The organism is Streptomyces abyssalis, assembly GCF_001751365.1.
In the GTDB taxonomy this organism is placed as follows: domain Bacteria; phylum Actinomycetota; class Actinomycetes; order Streptomycetales; family Streptomycetaceae; genus Streptomyces; species Streptomyces abyssalis.
Genome location: NZ_LJGT01000041.1, coordinates 613,045 through 632,054 on the forward strand (window position 1 = coordinate 613,045; position 19,010 = coordinate 632,054).

Annotated in this window: 13 protein-coding genes; 9 read left to right on the top strand and 4 right to left on the bottom strand. The window is 72.7% G+C overall.

The features are described from left to right. The 3 genes from AN215_RS23605 to AN215_RS23615 form a co-directional block, all read right to left on the bottom strand. On the bottom strand, nt 1–1,076 hold a 1,076-nt coding region (locus AN215_RS23605; protein ID WP_070031276.1), incomplete at its 3' end, for an IS30 family transposase. A 79-nt stretch (nt 1,077–1,155) separates the two neighbouring features. Beyond that, nucleotides 1,156–1,779: a TetR/AcrR family transcriptional regulator gene (locus tag AN215_RS23610; protein ID WP_070011093.1), complete on the bottom strand. Its 624-nt coding sequence runs from the start codon at nt 1,777–1,779 to the stop codon at nt 1,156–1,158. A gap of 121 nt (nt 1,780–1,900) precedes the next feature. Next, on the bottom strand, nt 1,901–2,131 hold the full coding sequence (locus AN215_RS23615) for a hypothetical protein (protein ID WP_070011092.1): 231 nt from the start codon (nt 2,129–2,131) through the stop codon (nt 1,901–1,903). 115 nt (nt 2,132–2,246) lie between these two features. Between AN215_RS23615 and AN215_RS23620 the strand changes: the two genes are divergently transcribed. The 7 genes from AN215_RS23620 (at nt 2,247) to moeZ (ending at nt 11,634) form a co-directional block, all read left to right on the top strand. Next, nucleotides 2,247–3,278, top strand: a complete 1,032-nt coding sequence (locus tag AN215_RS23620) for an alpha/beta fold hydrolase (RefSeq protein WP_070011091.1) — start codon at nt 2,247–2,249, stop codon at nt 3,276–3,278. An 89-nt stretch (nt 3,279–3,367) separates the two neighbouring features. Further along, on the top strand, nt 3,368–4,831 hold the full coding sequence (locus tag AN215_RS23625; RefSeq protein ID WP_079123348.1) for a DUF3152 domain-containing protein: 1,464 nt from the start codon (nt 3,368–3,370) through the stop codon (nt 4,829–4,831). A gap of 341 nt (nt 4,832–5,172) precedes the next feature. Next, entirely contained in the window at nt 5,173–7,047 is a 1,875-nt protein-coding gene (locus AN215_RS23630; RefSeq protein ID WP_079123349.1) for a DUF3492 domain-containing protein, read from the top strand. Further along, complete coding sequence (locus AN215_RS23635; RefSeq protein WP_216094108.1) at nt 7,044–8,447, top strand: hypothetical protein; 1,404 nt, start codon at nt 7,044–7,046, stop codon at nt 8,445–8,447. The genes AN215_RS23630 and AN215_RS23635 overlap by 4 nt, the downstream gene beginning before the upstream one ends. A 151-nt stretch (nt 8,448–8,598) precedes the next feature. Next, nucleotides 8,599–9,525, top strand: a complete 927-nt coding sequence (locus AN215_RS23640) for an NAD-dependent epimerase/dehydratase family protein (RefSeq protein ID WP_070011087.1) — start codon at nt 8,599–8,601, stop codon at nt 9,523–9,525. Then, nucleotides 9,513–10,394 (top strand): spherulation-specific family 4 protein, encoded by an 882-nt coding sequence (locus AN215_RS23645; protein WP_070011086.1) that lies wholly within the window; start codon nt 9,513–9,515, stop codon nt 10,392–10,394. The genes AN215_RS23640 and AN215_RS23645 overlap by 13 nt, the downstream gene beginning before the upstream one ends. Before the next feature lie 61 nt (nt 10,395–10,455). Next, nucleotides 10,456–11,634, top strand: a complete 1,179-nt coding sequence (gene moeZ / locus AN215_RS23650; protein WP_070011085.1) for an adenylyltransferase/sulfurtransferase MoeZ — start codon at nt 10,456–10,458, stop codon at nt 11,632–11,634. 138 nt (nt 11,635–11,772) lie between these two features. Here the strand turns inward: moeZ and AN215_RS23655 are convergent, their stop codons facing one another. Continuing rightward, nucleotides 11,773–14,319 (bottom strand): lysylphosphatidylglycerol synthase transmembrane domain-containing protein, encoded by a 2,547-nt coding sequence (locus tag AN215_RS23655; RefSeq protein WP_245694669.1) that lies wholly within the window; start codon nt 14,317–14,319, stop codon nt 11,773–11,775. 533 nt (nt 14,320–14,852) lie between these two features. On the opposite strand from AN215_RS23655, the gene AN215_RS23660 reads away from it, so the two are divergent. Beyond that, entirely contained in the window at nt 14,853–15,200 is a 348-nt protein-coding gene (locus AN215_RS23660; protein ID WP_070011422.1) for an MGMT family protein, read from the top strand. Nucleotides 15,201–15,373: 173 nt separating this feature from the next. Continuing rightward, nucleotides 15,374–18,991, top strand: coding sequence for an ATP-dependent helicase (locus tag AN215_RS23665; protein WP_420856160.1), 3,618 nt, complete (start codon nt 15,374–15,376; stop codon nt 18,989–18,991). Nucleotides 18,992–19,010: the final 19 nt, after the last annotated feature.

The window sequence follows — 19,010 nt, forward strand, 5'->3', positions numbered from 1 at the left end:
AGGCCGTTGGTGTTCTCGTTCGAGCCGCGCTGCCAGGGGCTGCCGGGGTTACAGAAGTAGACGGGGATGTCGGTGGCGATGGTGAATGCCTGGTGGGCGGCCATCTCCGAGCCCTGGTCCCAGGTCAGAGACTTCCGCAGGTGCGGCGGCAGGTCCTTCACGGTCTCGGCCAGCGCGTCTCGGGTGTTGCCCGCGCTGTGACCGGCCGGCAGGTGGACGAGCAGGACGTAGCGGGTGGCTCGCTCCACGAGGGTGCCGATCGAGGACTTGTGATCCTTGCCGATGATGAGGTCGCCCTCCCAGTGGCCGGGAACGGCCCGGTCGGCGGCCTCAGCGGGACGATCGCTGATCATCACCATGTTCGGGATGCTGCGGGGCTGGCGCTTGTAGGACTGTCGGTGGGGCCGGCGCCGTGCGCGACCGGTTCGCAGGGCTCGGGTCAGCTCGCGGCGGAGTTCTCCGCGGCCCTGGACGTAGAGGGCCTGGTAGATGGTCTCGTGCGTCACGTGCATCTCCGGCCGGTCGGGAAAGCGTGCACGCAGAGCGTGGCAGATCTGTTCCGGGCTCCATCGCAGCGTGAGGTGGTCCTGGATGAAGTCACGCAGCTGCGAGTTCTGCCCGATCTTGCCGGGCTTGGGACGCGGGCGCCGCTGTTCGGCTCGGCGATGGGCGGCATGCGGGCGGTAGACCCAGCAAGACGCGTCCCCGCGTAACGGCATGCCGTTACGGCGTACTTCTCGACTGATCGTGGACGGGCTGCGGTCCAGCTCGGTGGCAATCTGCCGGATCGAGGCGTTCTCCCTCAACCGGTCGGCTATGTGGATGCGGTCCTTCTCCTGGAGGTAGCGCGAGGAGCCGGAAGCCGAAGCCTCGACATGGATCGGAGGCTTCGGCTTCCCTGTAGGCGGCGCATGCCAGCCGTTGCGCCATCTCTTGCCGGTCCGCAAGTTGATGCCGACGATCCGGCAGGCCTCTCTGCTGCTGTAGCCCTGCTCCATGAGCCGGAAGTATGCCGCCCGCTCACGCGTCAGACGGCGCCCCTTCTGATGCCGGTCCGCCCGGATCTCGAAGTCCATCGCACCCCTTGAACTGGGGTGTTGCAACGACCACTAGAACTCAAGTCGCCGCGGGGGCTCCGTGAACGCTCCGTACGGGTCACTGCATGGGAAAGCCGGCGATGCCTCTCCACGACAGCGAGGAGATCAGCTTGGCCGCCGCGTCGCGGGGGATGGGCCGGCCGGAGCCGAGCCAGTAGCGCGCGGTGATCTGTGCCATTCCGCACAGGCCCACGGCGAGCAGCATCGACTGGTCGCGCGAGAGCTTGGTGTCCTCGGCGATGACCTCGCTGACGGCCTCCGCGCACTCCAGGCTCACCCTGTCCACGCGGTCGCGGACCGCCGGCTCGTTGGTGAGGTCGGACTCGAAGACGAGCCGGAAGGCGCCGCCCTCGTCCTCGACGTACGCGAAATAGGCGTCCATCGTCGCCGCGACCCGCTGCTTGTTGTCCGTCGTGGAGGCGAGGGCCGCCCGTACCGCTTCGAGCAGCGACTCGCAGTGCTGGTCGAGCAGCGCGAGATAGAGGTCGAGCTTGCCCGGGAAGTGCTGGTAGAGCACGGGCTTGCTGACGCCGGCGCGGTCGGCGATGTCATCCATGGCGGCCGCGTGGTAGCCCTGGGCGACGAAGACCTCCTGCGCTGCTCCCAGCAGTTGGTTGCGTCGGGCCCGGCGCGGCAGGCGCGTGCCGCGAGGGCGCGCCTCTGTTTGCTCGATGGCTGTCACGCCGCCTCCCTGATCAGTCTCTGTGCGCGGTATGCGCTGCGCTCGCCATCGTACTTTTCGGTAACCGGCCTGTGACTGCCGCGGGCCGAATATTTCAGTTCAGGCTGACGCAGCGGGCGCTCTATCGGTACTCATCCTCGTTCACTTCGACCACGCGTGCCTGCTCGGCGGCGTCGGCGGGGTCGGCCTCGATGTCCTCGCGGCCGGTGATCGGCATCTCCCGCTGACGGAGCAGCTCCGCGTGCTGTTCGGCGGCGTCCTCCGGCGGTGCTTCAGGGTCGGCCGGCTCCTCGTCCGGTTCTGCCTCGTAGGTGTCCTCGAAGTCCTCGGGGTCGGTCGGTTCAACAGACATGCTCGCTCCCCTTTCCAGGAAGGACGCCTCCTATTCGAGGCTACGTCGTGGCCTGGGGTGCCTGTGTGATGACGAACACCGGTGAAGCCGTGTGATCGTCTCGTAATATTGCGCCATGTCATCGACCGAGCAGCCTGGTGTGCGGAGCACTCCCGAGGCGGCGCAGACGGTGCCGCCGGCCGGTGATCCCACGGCCCACGACGGCGAGACCGTGCGGTCGGTGTCCCTGTCGGGGCTGACGCTGAACGTCCGCTCACGTCCTCCGCTGCGTGCGGGGCTGCCTCCCGCGGTGTACGTGCACGGGCTCGGCGGCTCATCGCTGAACTGGTCGGCGCTGATGCTGGAGCTCGCCGGCGACCTCGACAGCGAGGCTCTCGATCTGCCCGGCTTCGGTCTGTCACCGCCGCCCGACGACGGCAACTACTCCGTCTCCGGGCACACCCGTGCGGTGATCCGATACCTCGACTCGTGCGGGCGTGCTCCCGTGCATCTCTTCGGGAACTCGCTCGGCGGGGCCGTCGCGACGCGCGCCGCGGCACTGCGCCCGGATCTCGTACGCACCCTGACGCTGGTCTCGCCGGCGCTGCCCGAGCTGCCGCCGCAGCGGACCGCGCTGCCGACGGCCCTGCTGGCGGTGCCCGGCATCGCCGGTCTGTTCGGCAGGCTCACGAAGGACTGGACGGCCGAGCGCCGGACCCGGGAGGTGCTGGCGCTGTGCTATGGGGACCCGGGGCGGGTCTCACCAGGGGGATTCGCCGCGGCGGTCACCGAGCTCGAACGCAGGCTCCGCCTGCCGTACTTCTGGGATTCCCTCGCCCGTTCCGCGCGTGGCCTCGTCGACGCCTACACTCTGGGCGGTCAGCATTCGTTGTGGCGGCAGGCGGAGCGCGTGCTCGCACCGGCGCTGCTGGTGTACGGCGGGCGGGACCAGCTCGTCGGCTTCCGGATGGCGCGCCGCGCGGGTGCGGCGTTCCGTGACAGCCGGATGCTGGCATTGCCCGAAGCAGGACACGTGGCGATGATGGAGTATCCGGAGATCGTCGCGTGCGCATTCCGTGAACTGCTTGTGGATACAGCTCGGTTGACGGCCCATGCCGAACTGGGAAACGCTTCGTCGCCGAGGCCCGTACCCCCGGAAGGTGAGTAGTGGGACGCCATAGCCGCAAGGGGCGCGCAAAGGCCGGTCATCCGTCCGAGCGAGCCGTGCCGCGTGGCGACGACCCACCGTCGTACGGCATGGCCGACGCCGGGGCGGCGGCCTCCCGTCCGCAGCAGGCGGCCTACGGGCCGCCCGATCCCCGCGACTCGTCCGAGGACGGCGCCTTCTCCTGGCACCGTGACGAGTACAAGCACGGATACGGCCGCGGCTCGTCCGTGCGCGGCGGCCACCCCGAGCACCGCGAACCGGGCGGCGGCTGGGGTGCCGACTCCTCGGGCCGCGGGCCGGAGGGCGGCAACGCGGCGGGACGGGTGCTCCAGGGCACGCCGGGTGCGGCGGTCGGCATGGGGCGGCCCGCCACCGGCCCCCGCCAGGAGTACATCGAGGCTTTCGACGACGGCGTGTTCGGCCGCGACAAGGCGGGCGGCCCGAGCTCCCTGCGGGCTCCCGCCCCGCGTCATCCCGGTGCGGCAGGCCGTGCCCCGGGCCGTTCTCTTCCCGATCCGGGCCCGGCTCCCGTCCGGCGCCCGGGAGGCCGCAGACCGGGAACTCCCGGACCGTGGAACGGCTACGACGGCTACGACGAGCCCGGCGACTTCGCGCAGAGCGGCCGCGGGGGTGCGGGCGGGCACGGGCCGCGGGGCGGCCCCGACGCGGACGGCGGACTTCCGCATGCTCCGCCTCCGCGCGTGCCGGTGCAGGTTCCCCGTACGGGGAAGGGCGGCGGCCACAAGGGCAAGGCGGTCACCGCTGTGCTGGCGGTCGCCGTCACGACCGTGATCGCGTTCGTCGTCGCCGGTCAGGTCGCCGACGGCGGCGGGCCGGGCGGTGACGGTGGCGAGGAGGGCGCCGCCGCAGAGCGCGGGGTCGCGGCGGACGAGCCGGCCTCCCGCTCGGACAAGGGCAGAGGCGTTCCGGGCCAGCCGCAGGGTGCCGCCCCGACGTACACGGAGAAGCTGAGCAAGACCTTCTCTCTGAAGTCCGGGTTCAAGGGCAAGGGCGACTTCAGGGCGGTCCCCGGCAGCCACGAGGGGGCCGGCGGCAACGAGGTGATGCGCTACCGCGTGGACGTCGAGAAGGGGCTCCCGCTGGACTCCGGCCTCTTCGCGGAGGCGGTGCAGAAGACGCTGAACGACAAGCGCAGTTGGGCGCGTGGCGGGGAGCGCAGCTTCGAGCGGGTCGCGAAGGGGGACGTCGACTTCGTCATCACCCTCGCCAGTTCGCCGACGACGGACGTCTGGTGTGCGAAGTCCGGGCTGGACACGAGTGAGCAGAACGTCTCCTGCGACTCGGCCTCCACGGACCGCATCATGATCAACGCCTACAGGTGGGCACAGGGTTCGAAGACCTTCGGGGACGACCGGATTCTCGGCTACCGGCAGATGCTCATCAACCACGAGGTGGGGCACAGGATCGGCAAGGACCACGTCGGCTGCCCCAAGGACGGCGACCTCGCCCCGGTGATGATGCAGCAGACCAAGTCCCTCACCACGGACGGGGCGAAGTGCCGCCCCAATCCCTGGCCGTTCCCGCGCGGTTAGTCCCCCGGAGCGCCTGCGGGTGTGGGAGGTGTCCCCACCGGCACGGGCGCTTCGCGCGTGTGAGGCGTCCCCTCCATCCGGACGGGCGCTTCGGGCGCGAGGTGCTCACGGCTTCGGGTGGGCGGCGTGGTGCGTTCAGGGTGGCCGCTTGAGTCCGGATTGGTCACCTAGCGCACAGGAACGTCCAACTGGGCGGTAAGTCACGGGCATTCACCCCTTTTGGTGGCGCGACGGACAACCGTCCACCGTGTGCATGGGGCGCGCATAGCGTCTTCCGCGTCACGCCATCGGCCCGTACGGGCGATGGCCCACTCGGAGAACCGGTCGGGGGTGATGCGTCCGTGCGCATCGCATTGTTTACGGAGGGTGGTTATCCCTACGCGCGTGGTGAATCGGTCGTGTGGTGCGACCGGCTGCTGCGCGGTCTCGGCGGGCACGAGTTCGACGTGTACGCGCTCAGCCGCAGCGCCCGCCAGGAGAGCGGGCGCCGGTGCGAGCTCCCGGAGAACGTGCGCCGGGTGCGCACGGCGCCGCTGTGGGACGCCGCCGCGGGCCGTGGTGCGGGCGACGCGCGGGCGGGCTCGTCCAGTTCGTACGGACGGCGGGAGCGGCGTCGCTTCGGCGAGTGCTTCCGGGAGCTCGCGGGGGCCGTGTGCCGCGGTGGCGGAGCGGGCCCGGGTGAAATCGCCGAGAGCGCGGGGCAGTTGGCGGACCGTTTCGCCGCGGGCCTCTACGGCCTCGCCGAGCTCGCCCGCGACTGCGGAGGCGGGCTGCGCGCGGCGCTCCGTTCCGAACTGGCCGTCCGCGTCCTGCAGTCCGCCTGCCGCGAACCCGGGTCTCTGCGCGCGCTCCACTCTGCGCAGGTGACGGACCTGCTCGCCGTGTCGGAGCGCCTGGAGCGCGCACTGCGGCCGCTCTCCCTCGACTGGTACGGAGACGGTGAGGCGGGAGCGGAGGAGTGCGGCACCGGTCTTGCGGGCGTGGACCTGTGCCATGCGGTCGGGGGCGGCCCTGCGGCTCTTCCCGGGCTCCTGGCGAAGCGATTCTTCGGTACGCCACTGCTGATCACCGAGTACGGCGTGCGCGTGCGCGAGCACTATCTCGCAAGCGCCGCGGACGCCGTGGCCCCGGCCGCCGCGGGAGCTCCCGTACGGGCGCTGCTCGCGTCGTTCCAGCGGCAGCTGGCGCGCGAGGCTTACACCCGGGCGCAGCTGATCACGCCGGGGAACACCCACGGACGGCGCTGGCAGGAGCGGTGCGGTGCCCCGCGCGAGAAGCTGCGCACGGTCTATCCGGGCATGGACGCCGCACCGTTCGCGGACCTGGGCGAGGAGGCCGGCGGCCGCAGGGCGGGGGACGCCACGCTGGTCTGGGCGGGGCGCATCGAGCCGGGCAAGGACCTGATCGGTCTGCTCCACGCCTTCTCTGAGGTGCGGCGGGCGGTACCGGGCGCGAGGCTGCGCATCGTCTCCACCGCGCCCGGGCGCGGGCCGGAGGCGGGCGAGTACGAGTCGCGGTGCCGTGGGCTGGCCGCGCAGCTCTTCCCGGACGAGGCGGCCCACGCCGTGGCCGTCGGAGAGAATCCGGTCTCCTTCGAGGAGGCGGGGACTCCGTCGGTGCCCACGCCGGCCGACGCCTACGGCGCGGGATGCGTGGTGGTGCTCTCCAGCTCGGTCGAGGGATTTCCCGTACCGCTGGTCGAGGCCATGTTCAGCGGGCGGGCCACCGTCTCGACCGATGTCGGCGCGGTGTGCGAGGTGATCGGCGGCACGGGTCTCGTCGTACCGCCGCGCAACCCGCGGGCGCTGGCGGACAGTTGCATCGCGCTGCTGCGTGATCCGGAGAGACGGGAGCGCCTGGGGGCAGCGGCGCGTGCCCGCGCACTCGAACTCTTCACCGTCGAGCAGAACGTCGCGGCCTTCCGCGCCATCTATCTGGAGCTGATGTCCCGCTGGCCCGTGGGCACGGGTGAGGCGGCGGGTGCCGCCGGCGGTGAGGAGCCGCTGCCCTTCGCGAGGCCGCCCGAGTCGCATGTGCCGGGCCGCTGGGCCGGAGGCGCGGGCGGTCCGGGGGGTGCTTCCGCGGCGCGGCCGTTCCCGGGGGTGCGCATGCCGGCTGCCTTCACATCGCTCATGCTCGTCGCGGGATCGGTCCGGCCGGCGCTTCTCCCCGCGGCACACGCGGGGCGCGAACACCGTAAGGGTGAGGTCAGATGAGCGATCACGCATCAACGCCCGGCAGCGCCGCCGGTACCGCTGCGCCTCCGGCCCCCGCCGGGCGCCCGTACGAGCCGTGCGCCCCGGCCGGAGCGGACGCCTGGGACACCCGGTCCAGGGCGCTGGTCGAAGGGGCGGGGCACGGTTCGGGACGCGGGCAGGGGACGGTCCCCGGCCAGAAGTCCGGACACGCGGCGGGCAGCGGGAGCGGAGCGCGGCCCGCGCGTGCGAGGCCGGGGCAGAAGTCCCAGCCGTCCCAGTCGTCGAAGGCGTCGGAGCCGTCCCAGCCGTCGAAGGCGTCCGGGGCGTCCGCGGCGCCAGTGCAGTCCCCGCCGCCGCCCGGCTCCCAGCCGGCCGACCCGGTGCGGGAGTTGATGCACCGCCACCGCGAGCTGTGCGAACGGGCCGTGGACCCTCTGGAGATCGCCGCCGCACTGGAGGCGCACGGAGTGACCGACCGCGTCGCGGCGCGCTTCCGGCACCGGGACGTCTTCTCCCTCGCCGAGGAGCTGTTCGCGCGCGTGCCGCGAACCGAGGGCCGCGGCCCCGGCCCCGGTACCTCCGGCGTCCCGGCCGCCCGCGTGGGCCAGGCGTGTGCGGCGGCGTCGCCCTCCCCCGGCTCACCGGCGGGCGTGCTGCTGGCGCTGCTGTGGGTCCTGCCGGGTGTGCTCGCCGCCGCCGCGGTCGCCGTCATCGCGTCGGCCGGTGCGGGGTCCGGCCAGGAGCACGGCCCCGGGGCGGTCCACGCCTTCGCCTTCGCCGTCGGCCTCGGTCTGGCGTGTGCGCTGGTGCCCGCCGTGTGGTGTGCCCGCTGGTTCGCCGTACGGGCCCGGCGCAGCCTCGAACACAGCCGCAGCCTGGCCGAGTTCGCTGCCGGTACGCGGCCGTTGCTGACCGCGGCGGCGGTGCTATTCACCGCGGCTCTGACCGGCCTCCAGTTCGCTTCGCGGGAGATCGCGGCGCTCGCCCTTGCACGGGGCGGCGCGGCCGGCGCCGTACTGCAGGCGGGGGCGACGCCGGCGGTCACCGCGCTCGGGGTGCTGCTCTTCGCCGCGCTCCTGCTGGCGATGCACGGCTTCCGCGGAACGGCTGCCGCGGGGCTCGTCGCCGCCTGTGCGCTGCAGGCCGCCGGCGCCTCCGCCGGCTCCGGCGCGACCGGGGCGTCCGCCGCGTCCGTCGTCGCGGCCGCCTGCGGCTGCGCTGCCCTGTTCCTGCTGGGGTGCGCGTACCGCCTGCTCAGCGGCGCCTCGGCGCACCGCCCCCGGGGCTCGGCCGCCCAGCCGGAGCCGCCCGGCGGAGAGGGAATCCGGGGCGGTCCCGGGAGCTGCGGCCCCTGTGCGAGCCGTGCTCCGCGCGAGCCCTGCGAGCGCTGCGAGACCCCGCACGGCACAGCGACCTGACAGCTGCCGTGTCCGTGCCGGTCCCCGGCACACAGACCCCGCGCCGACGCCCGACGAGGGCTCCCGCGCGCGACCCGTGGAACGACAAGGAGCAACGAAAGATGATCACTGCACGGCCGTCGTACCGCATCTCCGAGGAGGGGGACACGCGATGAGGGTGCTTCTGCTCGGTGCCGGCGGCCATCTCGGCCGCTTCGTCGCCGACCGCCTGCTGGCGGATCCCGCCGTACAGCTGACGGCCCTGGGCCGCAACGACGACGCGGACGTCCGGTTCGACCTGTCATCGGGAAGTCCCGGCGCGCTCACGCGCTTCCTGGACGCGGTGCACCCCGGCGTCGTCATCAACTGCGCGGGCGCGACCCGCGGCAGCGCACGCGAACTGACCCGGCAGAACACGGTCTCCACCGCCACCGTCTGCGAGTCGCTGCGCCGCAGCGGCTGCGACGCGCGTCTGGTGCACCTCGGCTGCGCGGCGGAGTACGGGCCGTCCACCTCCGGTTCGTCCATCGGCGAGTCCGCCGTACCGCGCCCTGGCGGGCCGTACGGCGTGAGCAAGCTCGCGGCGACGGAGCTGGTGCTCGCATCCGGGCTGGACGCGGTGGTGCTGCGGGTCTTCTCGCCAGCAGGGCCCAGCACTCCGGCCGGTTCGCCGCTGGGGCGGCTGGCGGAAGGCATGCGGCGAGCGATGCAGCAGGGCGACAGCGAACTGAAGCTGAGCGGGCTCGGCGTGCAGCGGGACTTCGTGGACGTACGCGACGTCGCGCGCGCCGTGCACGCCGCGTCGCTCTCCGCGGCGCAGGGCGTCATCAACATCGGTACGGGCCGGGCCGTACGGCTGCGCGACGCCGCCGGCGTCCTCGCACGGGTGGCCGGATTCGGGGGTTCGCTGCACGAGCTGGAACCGGGCGGAGGCGTGGCGCCCTCGTCCGTCCCGTCCGCGTACCCCTATCCCGACGGCTGCGGCAGCTGGCAGCAGGCGGACGTACGGACCGCACGCGACCGTCTGGGATGGCGGCCCCGCATCGGCCTCGAGGAGTCGCTGGCCGACATCTGGATGGAGGCCGCATGCCGCATCTGATGACTCCCGGCGGAACACTCCGCGCACCGGCCGGGCCGACGGGCCGCACCGGATTCGGCGTGCCCGGCTGGGCGCACCCGATGCTCGCGCCCGTCGAATGGGCGGCGCTGACCCAGCCGGGGCTTCCACTGCACTGGGCCGTGCTGGACGTGGCCGGGGGCCCCGGCGCGCGGCCGGACCCGTACTGTCTGGCGGCGGCGGCCAGGCTGCGCGAGTCCGGCGTGACCGTTCTGGGCCATCTCGGAATGCGGGACGGCACGCGGTCGTTCGGCGAGCTGGTGTCGGACGCGCACCGCTTCCTGGACTGGTACAGCGTGGACGGCTTCTACCTCGCGCGTTGCCCGGCCGGGCGCGCACATCTCACGGAGACCGCGCGGACGGTGACGACTCTGCGCGCGCTCTGCGCACAGCAGCGCCGCTACCAGGACCGGCACACCGTGGGCCTGGTCGCTCCCGGCCCGCGTGGTGCCGGCCCGCGCGCCCCGGGTACGCGTGCGGGCGCGGACGCGGTGGTGGCACCGGCGGCCCGCCCGCGTGCGGCACTGGTCTTCGGCCACGGCACCCATCCGCATCCCGGATACGCGGACCTCGCCGACCAGTTGGTGACCTTCTCCGGCTGCTGGACGGACTACCGCTGGTCGCAGGCCGCCGAATGGACCGCCGACCATCCGCCGGAGCGCTTCTGCCACCTCGTGCACGGAGTTCCGCGCATGCACATCGACGAGGCGCTGCGCGTCGCCCGCTGGCAGGGCGCGGGCACCGTGTGGTTCACCGACAGGACGGACAAGGAGGGCCAGAACCCCTGGGAGGCGCTGCCCGGCTACTGGGACGAGCTCGTCTCGCGCATCGGACCGGGTGTCTCGGAATGAGACCGTGCGTGGCAGTGTTACGGGAGAACAACCGTACGTTCCACCGACCAACGGAGTCCCCGTGTCGCTGCCACCCCTGGTCGAGCCGGCTGCCGAGCTCACCGTTGACGAGGTCCGCAGGTATTCGCGTCACCTGATCATCCCCGACGTCGGGATGGACGGGCAGAAGCGGCTGAAGAACGCCAAGGTGCTCTGCGTCGGCGCGGGCGGCCTCGGGTCGCCCGCCCTGATGTACCTTGCGGCCGCGGGCGTGGGCACCCTGGGAATCGTGGAGTTCGACGAGGTCGACGAGTCGAACCTGCAGCGCCAGATCATCCACAGTCAGTCGGACATCGGGCGTTCAAAGGCCGAGTCCGCCAAGGACACGGTGCAGGGGATCAACCCCCACACCACGGTCAACATCCACGAGGAGCGCCTCGACTCCTCGAACGTGATGGACATCTTCGCCCCGTACGACCTGATCCTCGACGGTACGGACAACTTCGCCACCCGCTACCTGGTCAACGACGCCTGCGTGCTGCTGAACAAGCCGTACGTCTGGGGCTCCATCTACCGCTTCGACGGCCAGGCCTCCGTCTTCTGGAGCGAGCACGGCCCCTGCTACCGCTGCCTGTACCCGGAGCCCCCGCCGCCCGGCATGGTGCCGAGCTGCGCCGAGGGCGGCGTGCTGGGTGTGCTGTGCGCGTCGGTCGGCTCCATCCAGGTCAACGAGGCGATCAAGGTGATCGCCGGCATCGGCGAGCCGCTGCTCGGCCGCCTGATGATCTACGACGCCCTGGAGATGAGCTACCGGCAGGTGAAGGTCCGCAAGGACCCGGACTGCGCGGTCTGCGGTGAGAACGCGACCGTGACCGAGCTCATCGACTACGAGGCGTTCTGCGGCGTCGTCTCCGACGAGGCGCAGGAGGCCGCGGCCGGCGCGACCATCACTCCCAAGCAGCTCAAGGAGTGGATGGACGACGGCGAGTCCCTCGAGGTCATCGACGTGCGCGAGCCGAACGAGTACGAGATCGTCTCCATCCCCGGTGCGAAGCTCGTCCCGAAGAACGACTTCCTGATGGGGAACGCTCTCCAGGACCTGCCGCAGGACAAGAAGATCGTCTTGCATTGCAAGACGGGTGTCCGGTCCGCGGAAGTCCTGGCCGTGCTGAAGGACGCGGGCTTCTCGGACGCCGTACACGTGGGCGGCGGAGTCATCGGCTGGGTCAACCAGATCGAGCCCGACAAGCCGGTGTACTAGAGCCCTGGCCCGGGCGCAGCCCCGCCCGCAGTCACACACCCGTACCGCACTCCCGCACTCGACCGCGAAGCACCGCACCGCTGCCGGCCCGGACGCACACGTCGCTCCGGGCCGGCAGCGTGCGTACGCGCCCTCTCGTCAGATGGCGCCCTTCCGCGTGAGGTGCGAGAACGACAGCCAGCCGGGCCCCACCGGCAGCCACAGCGTCAGCAGCCGGAACAGCAGCACGGCGGGCGTCGCGATCTCCTTCGGCACCCCGAACGTGATCAGACCCGCGATCAGCGCGGCCTCCACCGCACCGAGACCGCCCGGCGTCGGCGCCGCCGACCCCAGTGCGTTGCCCGCGAGGAAGACGACGGCGATGCTCGCGTAGCTCGCGTCGTAGCCGAAGGCCCGTACACAGGCGTCCAGGCACATCACGAACAGCAGCGTCATCAGCAGCATCCCGCCGATGCCCGTGACGAGCTTCCGCGGCCGCTGCACCACGTCGAGCATGCGGGGGACGACGCCCGCGAACAGCGAACGCAGCCTGGTCGAGACGAACCTGCGCAGCGCCGGGATCGCGGTGACGATCAGGACCAGCACCGCCGCCGCGAGCAGCCCCGCGATCACCGTCCTCGACGGTGAGAGGGTCGGGGTGTGCTCGGTGCCGGTGAGATAGCCGAAGACGAGCAGCAGCGTGATGTGGCTGCCCAGGCCGAAGAGCTGGGAGGCGCCGACGCTCGCCACGGCGAGCCCCGGACGTACGCCCGCGCGCTGCAGGAAGCGGGCGTTGAGGGCGACGCCGCCGACCGCCGCCGGTGCCACCAGCTTCACGAAGGAGCCCGCGACCTGGGCGACGACGGTACGCGGGAAGGGCACCTTCTCGGGTACGAAGCCCAGCAGCGCCATGGCGGCCGCGAAGTACGTACACGCCGAGAAGAGCGCCGCGCCGCCCACCCAGGCCCAGTTCACCTCACCGAAGACCTGCCCGAACTGCACCTGCGTGAGCTGGGAGAGCAGGAAGTACGCGGCCAGCGCACCCGCGATGAACGTGACCAGCGTGCGCGGCTTGACCCGCTCCAGCCGGGCCGGCTCTATCGGCGCCTGCGGCCTGACCAGCAGCACCTGCTGGCGGATCTGCGCCAGCAGGTCCTCCTCCCGCGCCTCCTCCAGCGCGTCGTCGATGGCCCGCTTCTCCGCGTTCTTCTCCGCGCGCAGCGACTTGCGGTCCGTCTTCTGCACGGCGCCGTGCGCCGTCCTCCCGCTCTCGTCGTGGTCCTTGGTGTCCTTCCTGGCACGTGAGGCCTCGATGACGGCGTCGCGTTCGCGCTGTGCGCGCTCCTTGGCGAGCCTGCGCAGCGTCGTGCGGGTACGGCGGCTGAGCGCGATGGGCTGCAGCAGCGGCAGGCTGTCGGCCACCGAGTCGGGCCCGAGTACGTCGACGGCGGCGGCGACCGCGCGCTCAGCGCCGACGCGCAGCCCGAACGTCGTCAGCAGCTGGGCGATGTCCATGCGCAGGACGACGTCGCCGGCCGCGATCTCCCCCGCGCGCATGTCCGTCAGATAGACCGTTCCGGAGCTGTCCACCAGCAGTGCGTCGCCCACCAGGCGCCGGTGGGTGATGCGGCGCGACTGCAGCGCCTCGACCTGGCGCCAGGCCGCGCGCATAAGGGTGTCGGTGATCTCCTCGTCCGGGAGGGAGTCGAGGGTGCGGGCGTCGATGTGCTCGTAGACGAGCATCACCGCGTCCGGACCCAGCTCCGAGGTGGCGACCAGGCGCGGGGCGTTGGCTCCGGCCGCGATGGCGGCGTACGCGAGAAGCGCCTCCTGTTCGAGCGCCTGGCGCAGGGACTGCAGGCTGCGGTTCTGGATGATGCCGCGCAGGGTCAGACGGCGCCACACCCGGTAGAAGAAGCCGTGCGCCTGCTGTTCGCGGTCGACGACGGTCACGTCGATGGGCGGGCCGTTCTCCAGCGTGACGAGGTACCGGCGGCCGTGGTCGCCCGACTCGGTTCCCTCGAAGGCGTCCGCGTCCTCGACGCGCTTGGCGCTCACCGGGTTGAAGCCGACGCGCCGCAGCCCCGCGAGCAGCGTCTGACCGGTCGGGCGGACGTTCGGGGTGCCGACGGCGTACAGCGTGCCGTACGCCACGGACCAGCCGATCAGCACCGTGACGATGATCGAGAAGAGGGTCGAGTAGCCGGGGAAGAGGATCGCGAAGGCGTTCAGCAGAAGCACCGCCCACAGCAGCACCCGCCAGCGCGGCCTGCGCGCCATGCCGACTGCCGTCATGTAGGCGATGACGGGGGCGAGGTAGCTGTGCACCGGGGTGGTGAGGTCGGTGTCGGTGATCTGCTTGGTCAGGGCGTCCCGCACGGAGTCGGGCGCGGCCTGCGCCACCCACAGGTCGACGGCCAGCGAGGCACCGTGCGCGAGGACTGCCGCCAGGACCCCGTCGGCGATGCGCAGCCCGTCCCGCTTGATCAGCCGCTCGATGGCGAACGCGACGGGGACGAGCAGGATGACGATGCTGGACGCGAGCCCGGTGACGCTGATCAGCAGGGGCGGAGCCTGCTGTGTGCCCTTGTCGATGTCCTGTTCGAGGCCTGCGGTGGTGCCGTGGGCGAAGTTGGCGATGATCAGTACGACGGTGATGGCCAGCAGACCGAGCCCCAGGCGGAGCAGGTCGGAGGGGCGGTGCACGCGGGCGGAGAGCAGCGGCTCGTCGCTCTCGACGGCGTCGGAGGGCCCGGCCCTCGACGAACCGGCAGAGCCGGCGGAACCGCCCGGACTGCCTGAGCCTCCCGAACTGACGGAACCGCCGGCGGCTTTGGCAGGTCTGGTGCCGCCGGTGCCGTCGGAACCCCCGGCTCCTCCGGGGGCGGGGGGCAGGTCCGAGGCTCTCCCGGGCTTCTCGCCGCCGTCCGCGTCCTCGCGTCCTGACCCGTCCGGACCCTGCCACTCTCGGGCGCCGTGCGGCTCGTGCCGCCCCGCCGGTCCGGGGCGTCCGTCCGCCCGGCCGCGGGCAGCACCGCGGGAGGTGCCGTCCGCCCCGTCGGCGGGCCGTTCACCTTGCCGCCGGCCGCCTGCCGGCCCGTCCTGGTCCCGTATCACTCGTCACCGCCCGCACGATGGTGGCACGAGGGGAAACGGGAAGTGACGTCCAGGGTGGCCTTGAATGCGTGCAGAGCCCTTCCGCGCGGCGGCTGTCGGTGGCGTGCGGCACCATTGCCCGCATGCAAGCGAGCGAGCCGGGGCCGCCGGACCTGCCCGAGTACGCGGAACGGGTCCTCGACGCAGCCGAGCACATCCCCGCCGGCCGTGTCATGACGTACGGGGACGTCGCAGAGTGGCTCGAAGAAGGCGGCCCCCGTCAAGTGGGCCGCGTCATGGCGCTGTACGGAGGTGCGGTGCCGTGGTGGCGCGTCGTACGGGCCGACGGAGTGCTGCTCGCGGGCCATGAACTGCGCGCGCTGGAGCACTACAGGGCGGAGGGCACACCGCTGCGTGAGGCCGGCCGTGCGGCGGAGGGACACCTTCCGCGGATCGACGTGCGGAGGGCCAGGTGGGACGGACGGATGTGACCTCGCACTGCGGCGCGTACTGCGGCTGCTCACAGTTACCACCTTCCGCCATCTCCGCTTCCCGCTCGCAGCGGGCCACCCGTACGGAGTACACGAGCACCGCGCTGCGGCCCGTGTGCCCGCTGGCGTAGCGTCTGCACCATTCAGCACAGACCCTCCCCGAGGCGATCCACGTGAGCTCCTCTTTCCCGTCCGACGCGCACCGGCCGGGGTCCGGCAGCGGTCCGGGTCCCGGCTCCGCTCCGGCCGCCGGTCCGTACCGGCTGGTGCGCACGCGGCCGGTGCCCACGGATCCTCCTGCCTTGGACGCACAGCAACGCGAAGTGGTTGACCATTCCGGCGGACCGCTGCTGGTGCTGGCGGGCCCCGGCACGGGCAAGACCACGACGCTCACCGAGGCCGTAGCGGAGAGGGTAAGGGCGGGAGGCGATCCGGAGCGCATCCTCGTACTCACCTTCAGCCGCAAAGCCGCCGTTGAACTGCGCGACCGGATGGCCGCACGCCTGACCGGCCTGGCCGAACGCACCTCGGCGCCGCAGGCGACGACCTTCCATTCGTACTGCTACGCACTCGTACGCGCGCACCAGGACGCCGAACTCTTCGCGGAGCCGCTGCGGCTGCTGTCGGGTCCCGAACAGGACCTCTACATCCGCGAACTGCTGGAGGGTCAGCTGGCCCTGGAGTCCGAGGGCCGCGGCCGCATCCCCTGGTCCGACGAGCTGAGGGCCTGCCTGACGACGCGCGGCTTCGCGGACGAGGTACGGGCGGTGCTCGCACGCAGCAGGGAACTGGGCCTCGGGCCGGACGAACTCGGCGACTTCGCGAAGCGCACCGGACGCCCCGACTGGTCGGCGGCATCGGGCTTCCTCGCCGAGTACCTGGACGTGCTCGACGCGCAGGGCGTGCTCGACTACGCGGAGCTGGTCCACCGTGCCGTGCTGCTCGCGGAGAGCCCCGACGTCGCCGGCGAGCTGCGCGCCCGCTACGACGCCGTCTACGTCGACGAGTACCAGGACACCGACCCCTCCCAGGTGCGGCTGCTGCGGGCACTGGCCGGGGGCGGCCGGGACCTCGTCGTCTTCGGCGACCCGGACCAGTCGATCTACACCTTCCGCGGCGCGGACGTGAACGGCATCCTCGACTTCCCCGAGGTGTTCCGGCAGCGCTCCGGCGCGTCCGCACCCGTGCGCGTCCTGCGCGCGGGGCGGCGCAGCGGCGGTCGGCTGCTGGAGGCCACGCGCGAGATCACCCGCCGCATCCCGCTGACGCGGCTGCCCGCGGACGCCGTACGTGCGCACCGGGGGCTCGTCGCGCAGCGTCCCGGCGGACGGGTGGAGGCCTTCACCTGCCCGACCGCGGGTGCCGAACTCGACAACATCGCCGACCTGTTGCGCCGCGCGCATCTCGAAGAGGGCGTCCCCTGGGGCGAGATGGCGGTTCTGTTCCGGGCGGGCGCCCGTAGCATCCCGGCCGCGCGGCGCGCCCTGACCTCTGCGGGCGTTCCGCTCGACGTGGACGGCGCGGATGTGCCGCTGCGTCATGAACCGGCGGTGGCGCCGCTGCTGACGGCGCTGCGTGCGGTGGCCCGCGCGGCTTCCCAGGCGGACAGGGCTGCGGGCGGAGGCGCGGACTCCGCGGACTCCGCGGATTCGGGCACGGCTTCGCGTACCGATTCGGGCACGGCTTCGGGCACAGCTCCGGGCGGGCAGGACCGGGCCGGGGGTCCCGGGCGGGAGAGTGCCGCGGACCCGGAGGCCGACCCGGTTCCGGACCCGGACCCTGACGACGGCGACGGCAACGGCGACGGCTCCGCGCGTGACAGCGGCGGCAGCCCCGCGGCCGGCTGGCTGGACGGCGAGACCGCACTCACCCTCCTCGGCTCCCCGCTCGGCGGCATGGACGCAGCCCACCTGCGACGGCTCGGCCGTGCCCTGCGCGAGGAGGAGCGCGCCTCAGGAGAGAGCGTGCCGCGTCCCTCCGGCGTGCTGCTCACCGAGGCGCTCGCCGAACCTGAGCGCCTGGTGGCGCACGACCCGGCGTACGCGCGCGGAGCCCAGCGCCTGGGTCTTCTGCTGCGCAAGGCACGGGAGCTGCTCGCGGGCGGCGGCAGCGCGGAAGAGGCACTGTGGCAACTGTGGGACGGCACGCCGTGGCCGCGCCGGCTGGAGCGCGCCGCCTTCCGCGGCGGGGCCGCGGGCCGCAACGCCGACCGCGATCTGGACGCCGTCTGCGCGCTGTTCGACGCCGCGGCCCGCGCGGAGGAGCGCAGCGGCGGCCGGGGCGCGCTCAACTTCCTGGAGGAGATCGACGCGCAGGACATCGTCGCGGACACGCTCACCCGCCGTGCCGTACGCCCCGACGCCGTACGGCTGATGACGGCCCACCGCTCGAAGGGGCTGGAGTGGCGCCTCGTCGTCGTCGCGGGCGTGCAGGAGGGGCTCTGGCCCGATCTGCGGCGCCGTGGCTCACTGCTGGAGGCGGACCGCATCGGCCGCGACGGACTCGCGGAACCGCTGTCCCCCGGTGCGCTGCTGACGGAGGAGCGGAGGCTGTTCTACGTCGCGGCGACCCGGGCGAAGGAGCGGCTGGTCGTCACCGCGGTGCGCGCGCCGGCGGACGACGGCGACCAGCCGTCGAGGTTCCTGAGCGAACTGGGCGTCGAGCCCAGGACGGTCAACTCCCGCCCCCGGCGCCCGCTTTCGGTCGCCGCACTCGTCGCGGAACTGCGTGCCACGACCGTCGACCCGGCGGCCTCTCCGGGGCTGCGCGAGGCCGCGGCCGAGCGTCTCGGCCGGCTGGCGGGGCTGAGGGACGAAGAAGGGCACGCGCTCGTACCGGCGGCGCATCCGCACCGCTGGTGGGGGCTGCACGAACCGACGCGTTCCGGGACGCCGCTGCGCGACCCGGACCGGCCCGTCGTGCTGTCGGGCAGCGCGCTGGACCAACTGGCCAACTCCTGCGCCCTGCAGTGGTTCCTGTCGCGCGAGGTTAAGGCCGATGCCCCGGCCACGGCCGCGCAGGGCTTCGGGAACGTGCTGCACGTACTGGCCGACGAGGTCGCCTCCGGCAGCACGCCGGCCGATCTCGCCGTCCTGATGGAGCGGCTGGAGACGGTCTGGGACGGCCTCGCCTTCGACGCGCCGTGGAAGTCCCTGCAGGAGAAGCAGAACGCGCGGGCGGCGCTGGAGAGGTTCCTGCGCTGGCACGTCATGCGGTACGGCGCGGAGGGAGCGGCGGGTGACCCGGACGCAGCGGCGGCTGAGCCGGGCGGGGTCGCCGGCAGCGAAGTCGGCTTCGACGTGACGCTGGAGGCGGGGGAGCACGCGGTGCGGATCCGCGGCAGCGTCGACCGGGTGGAGAGCGACGGGCAGGGACGCGCGTACGTCGTCGACTTCAAGACCGGGCGCACGAAGCCGAGCGGCAAGGAGGTCGCACGCCATCCGCAGCTCGCCGTCTACCAGTTGGCCGTGCGTGAGGGCGCGGCCGACCACCTCTTCGGAGGGGAGCGCCCGGAGCCGGGCGGCGCCGAGCTGGTGCATCTGCGGCTCGGCGCGCCGGAGCGGGAGGGCGGCGAGTCGCTGCCGGTGGTGCAGCGTCAGGAAGCGCTGACCGGCGACCCGTCACCGGAAGAGGGCGGCGACGGCGGGGAGTGGATCGGCGGACTGCTCGCGACGGCGGCCGGGCGCGTCCTGGACGAACGCTTCACGCCCTCACCGGGCTCGCAGTGCACGCACTGCGCCTTCCGCGGCTCGTGCTCCGCGCGCGGCGAGGGGCGCCAGATCATCGAGTGAGCGGGACCTGTCGGCTCGC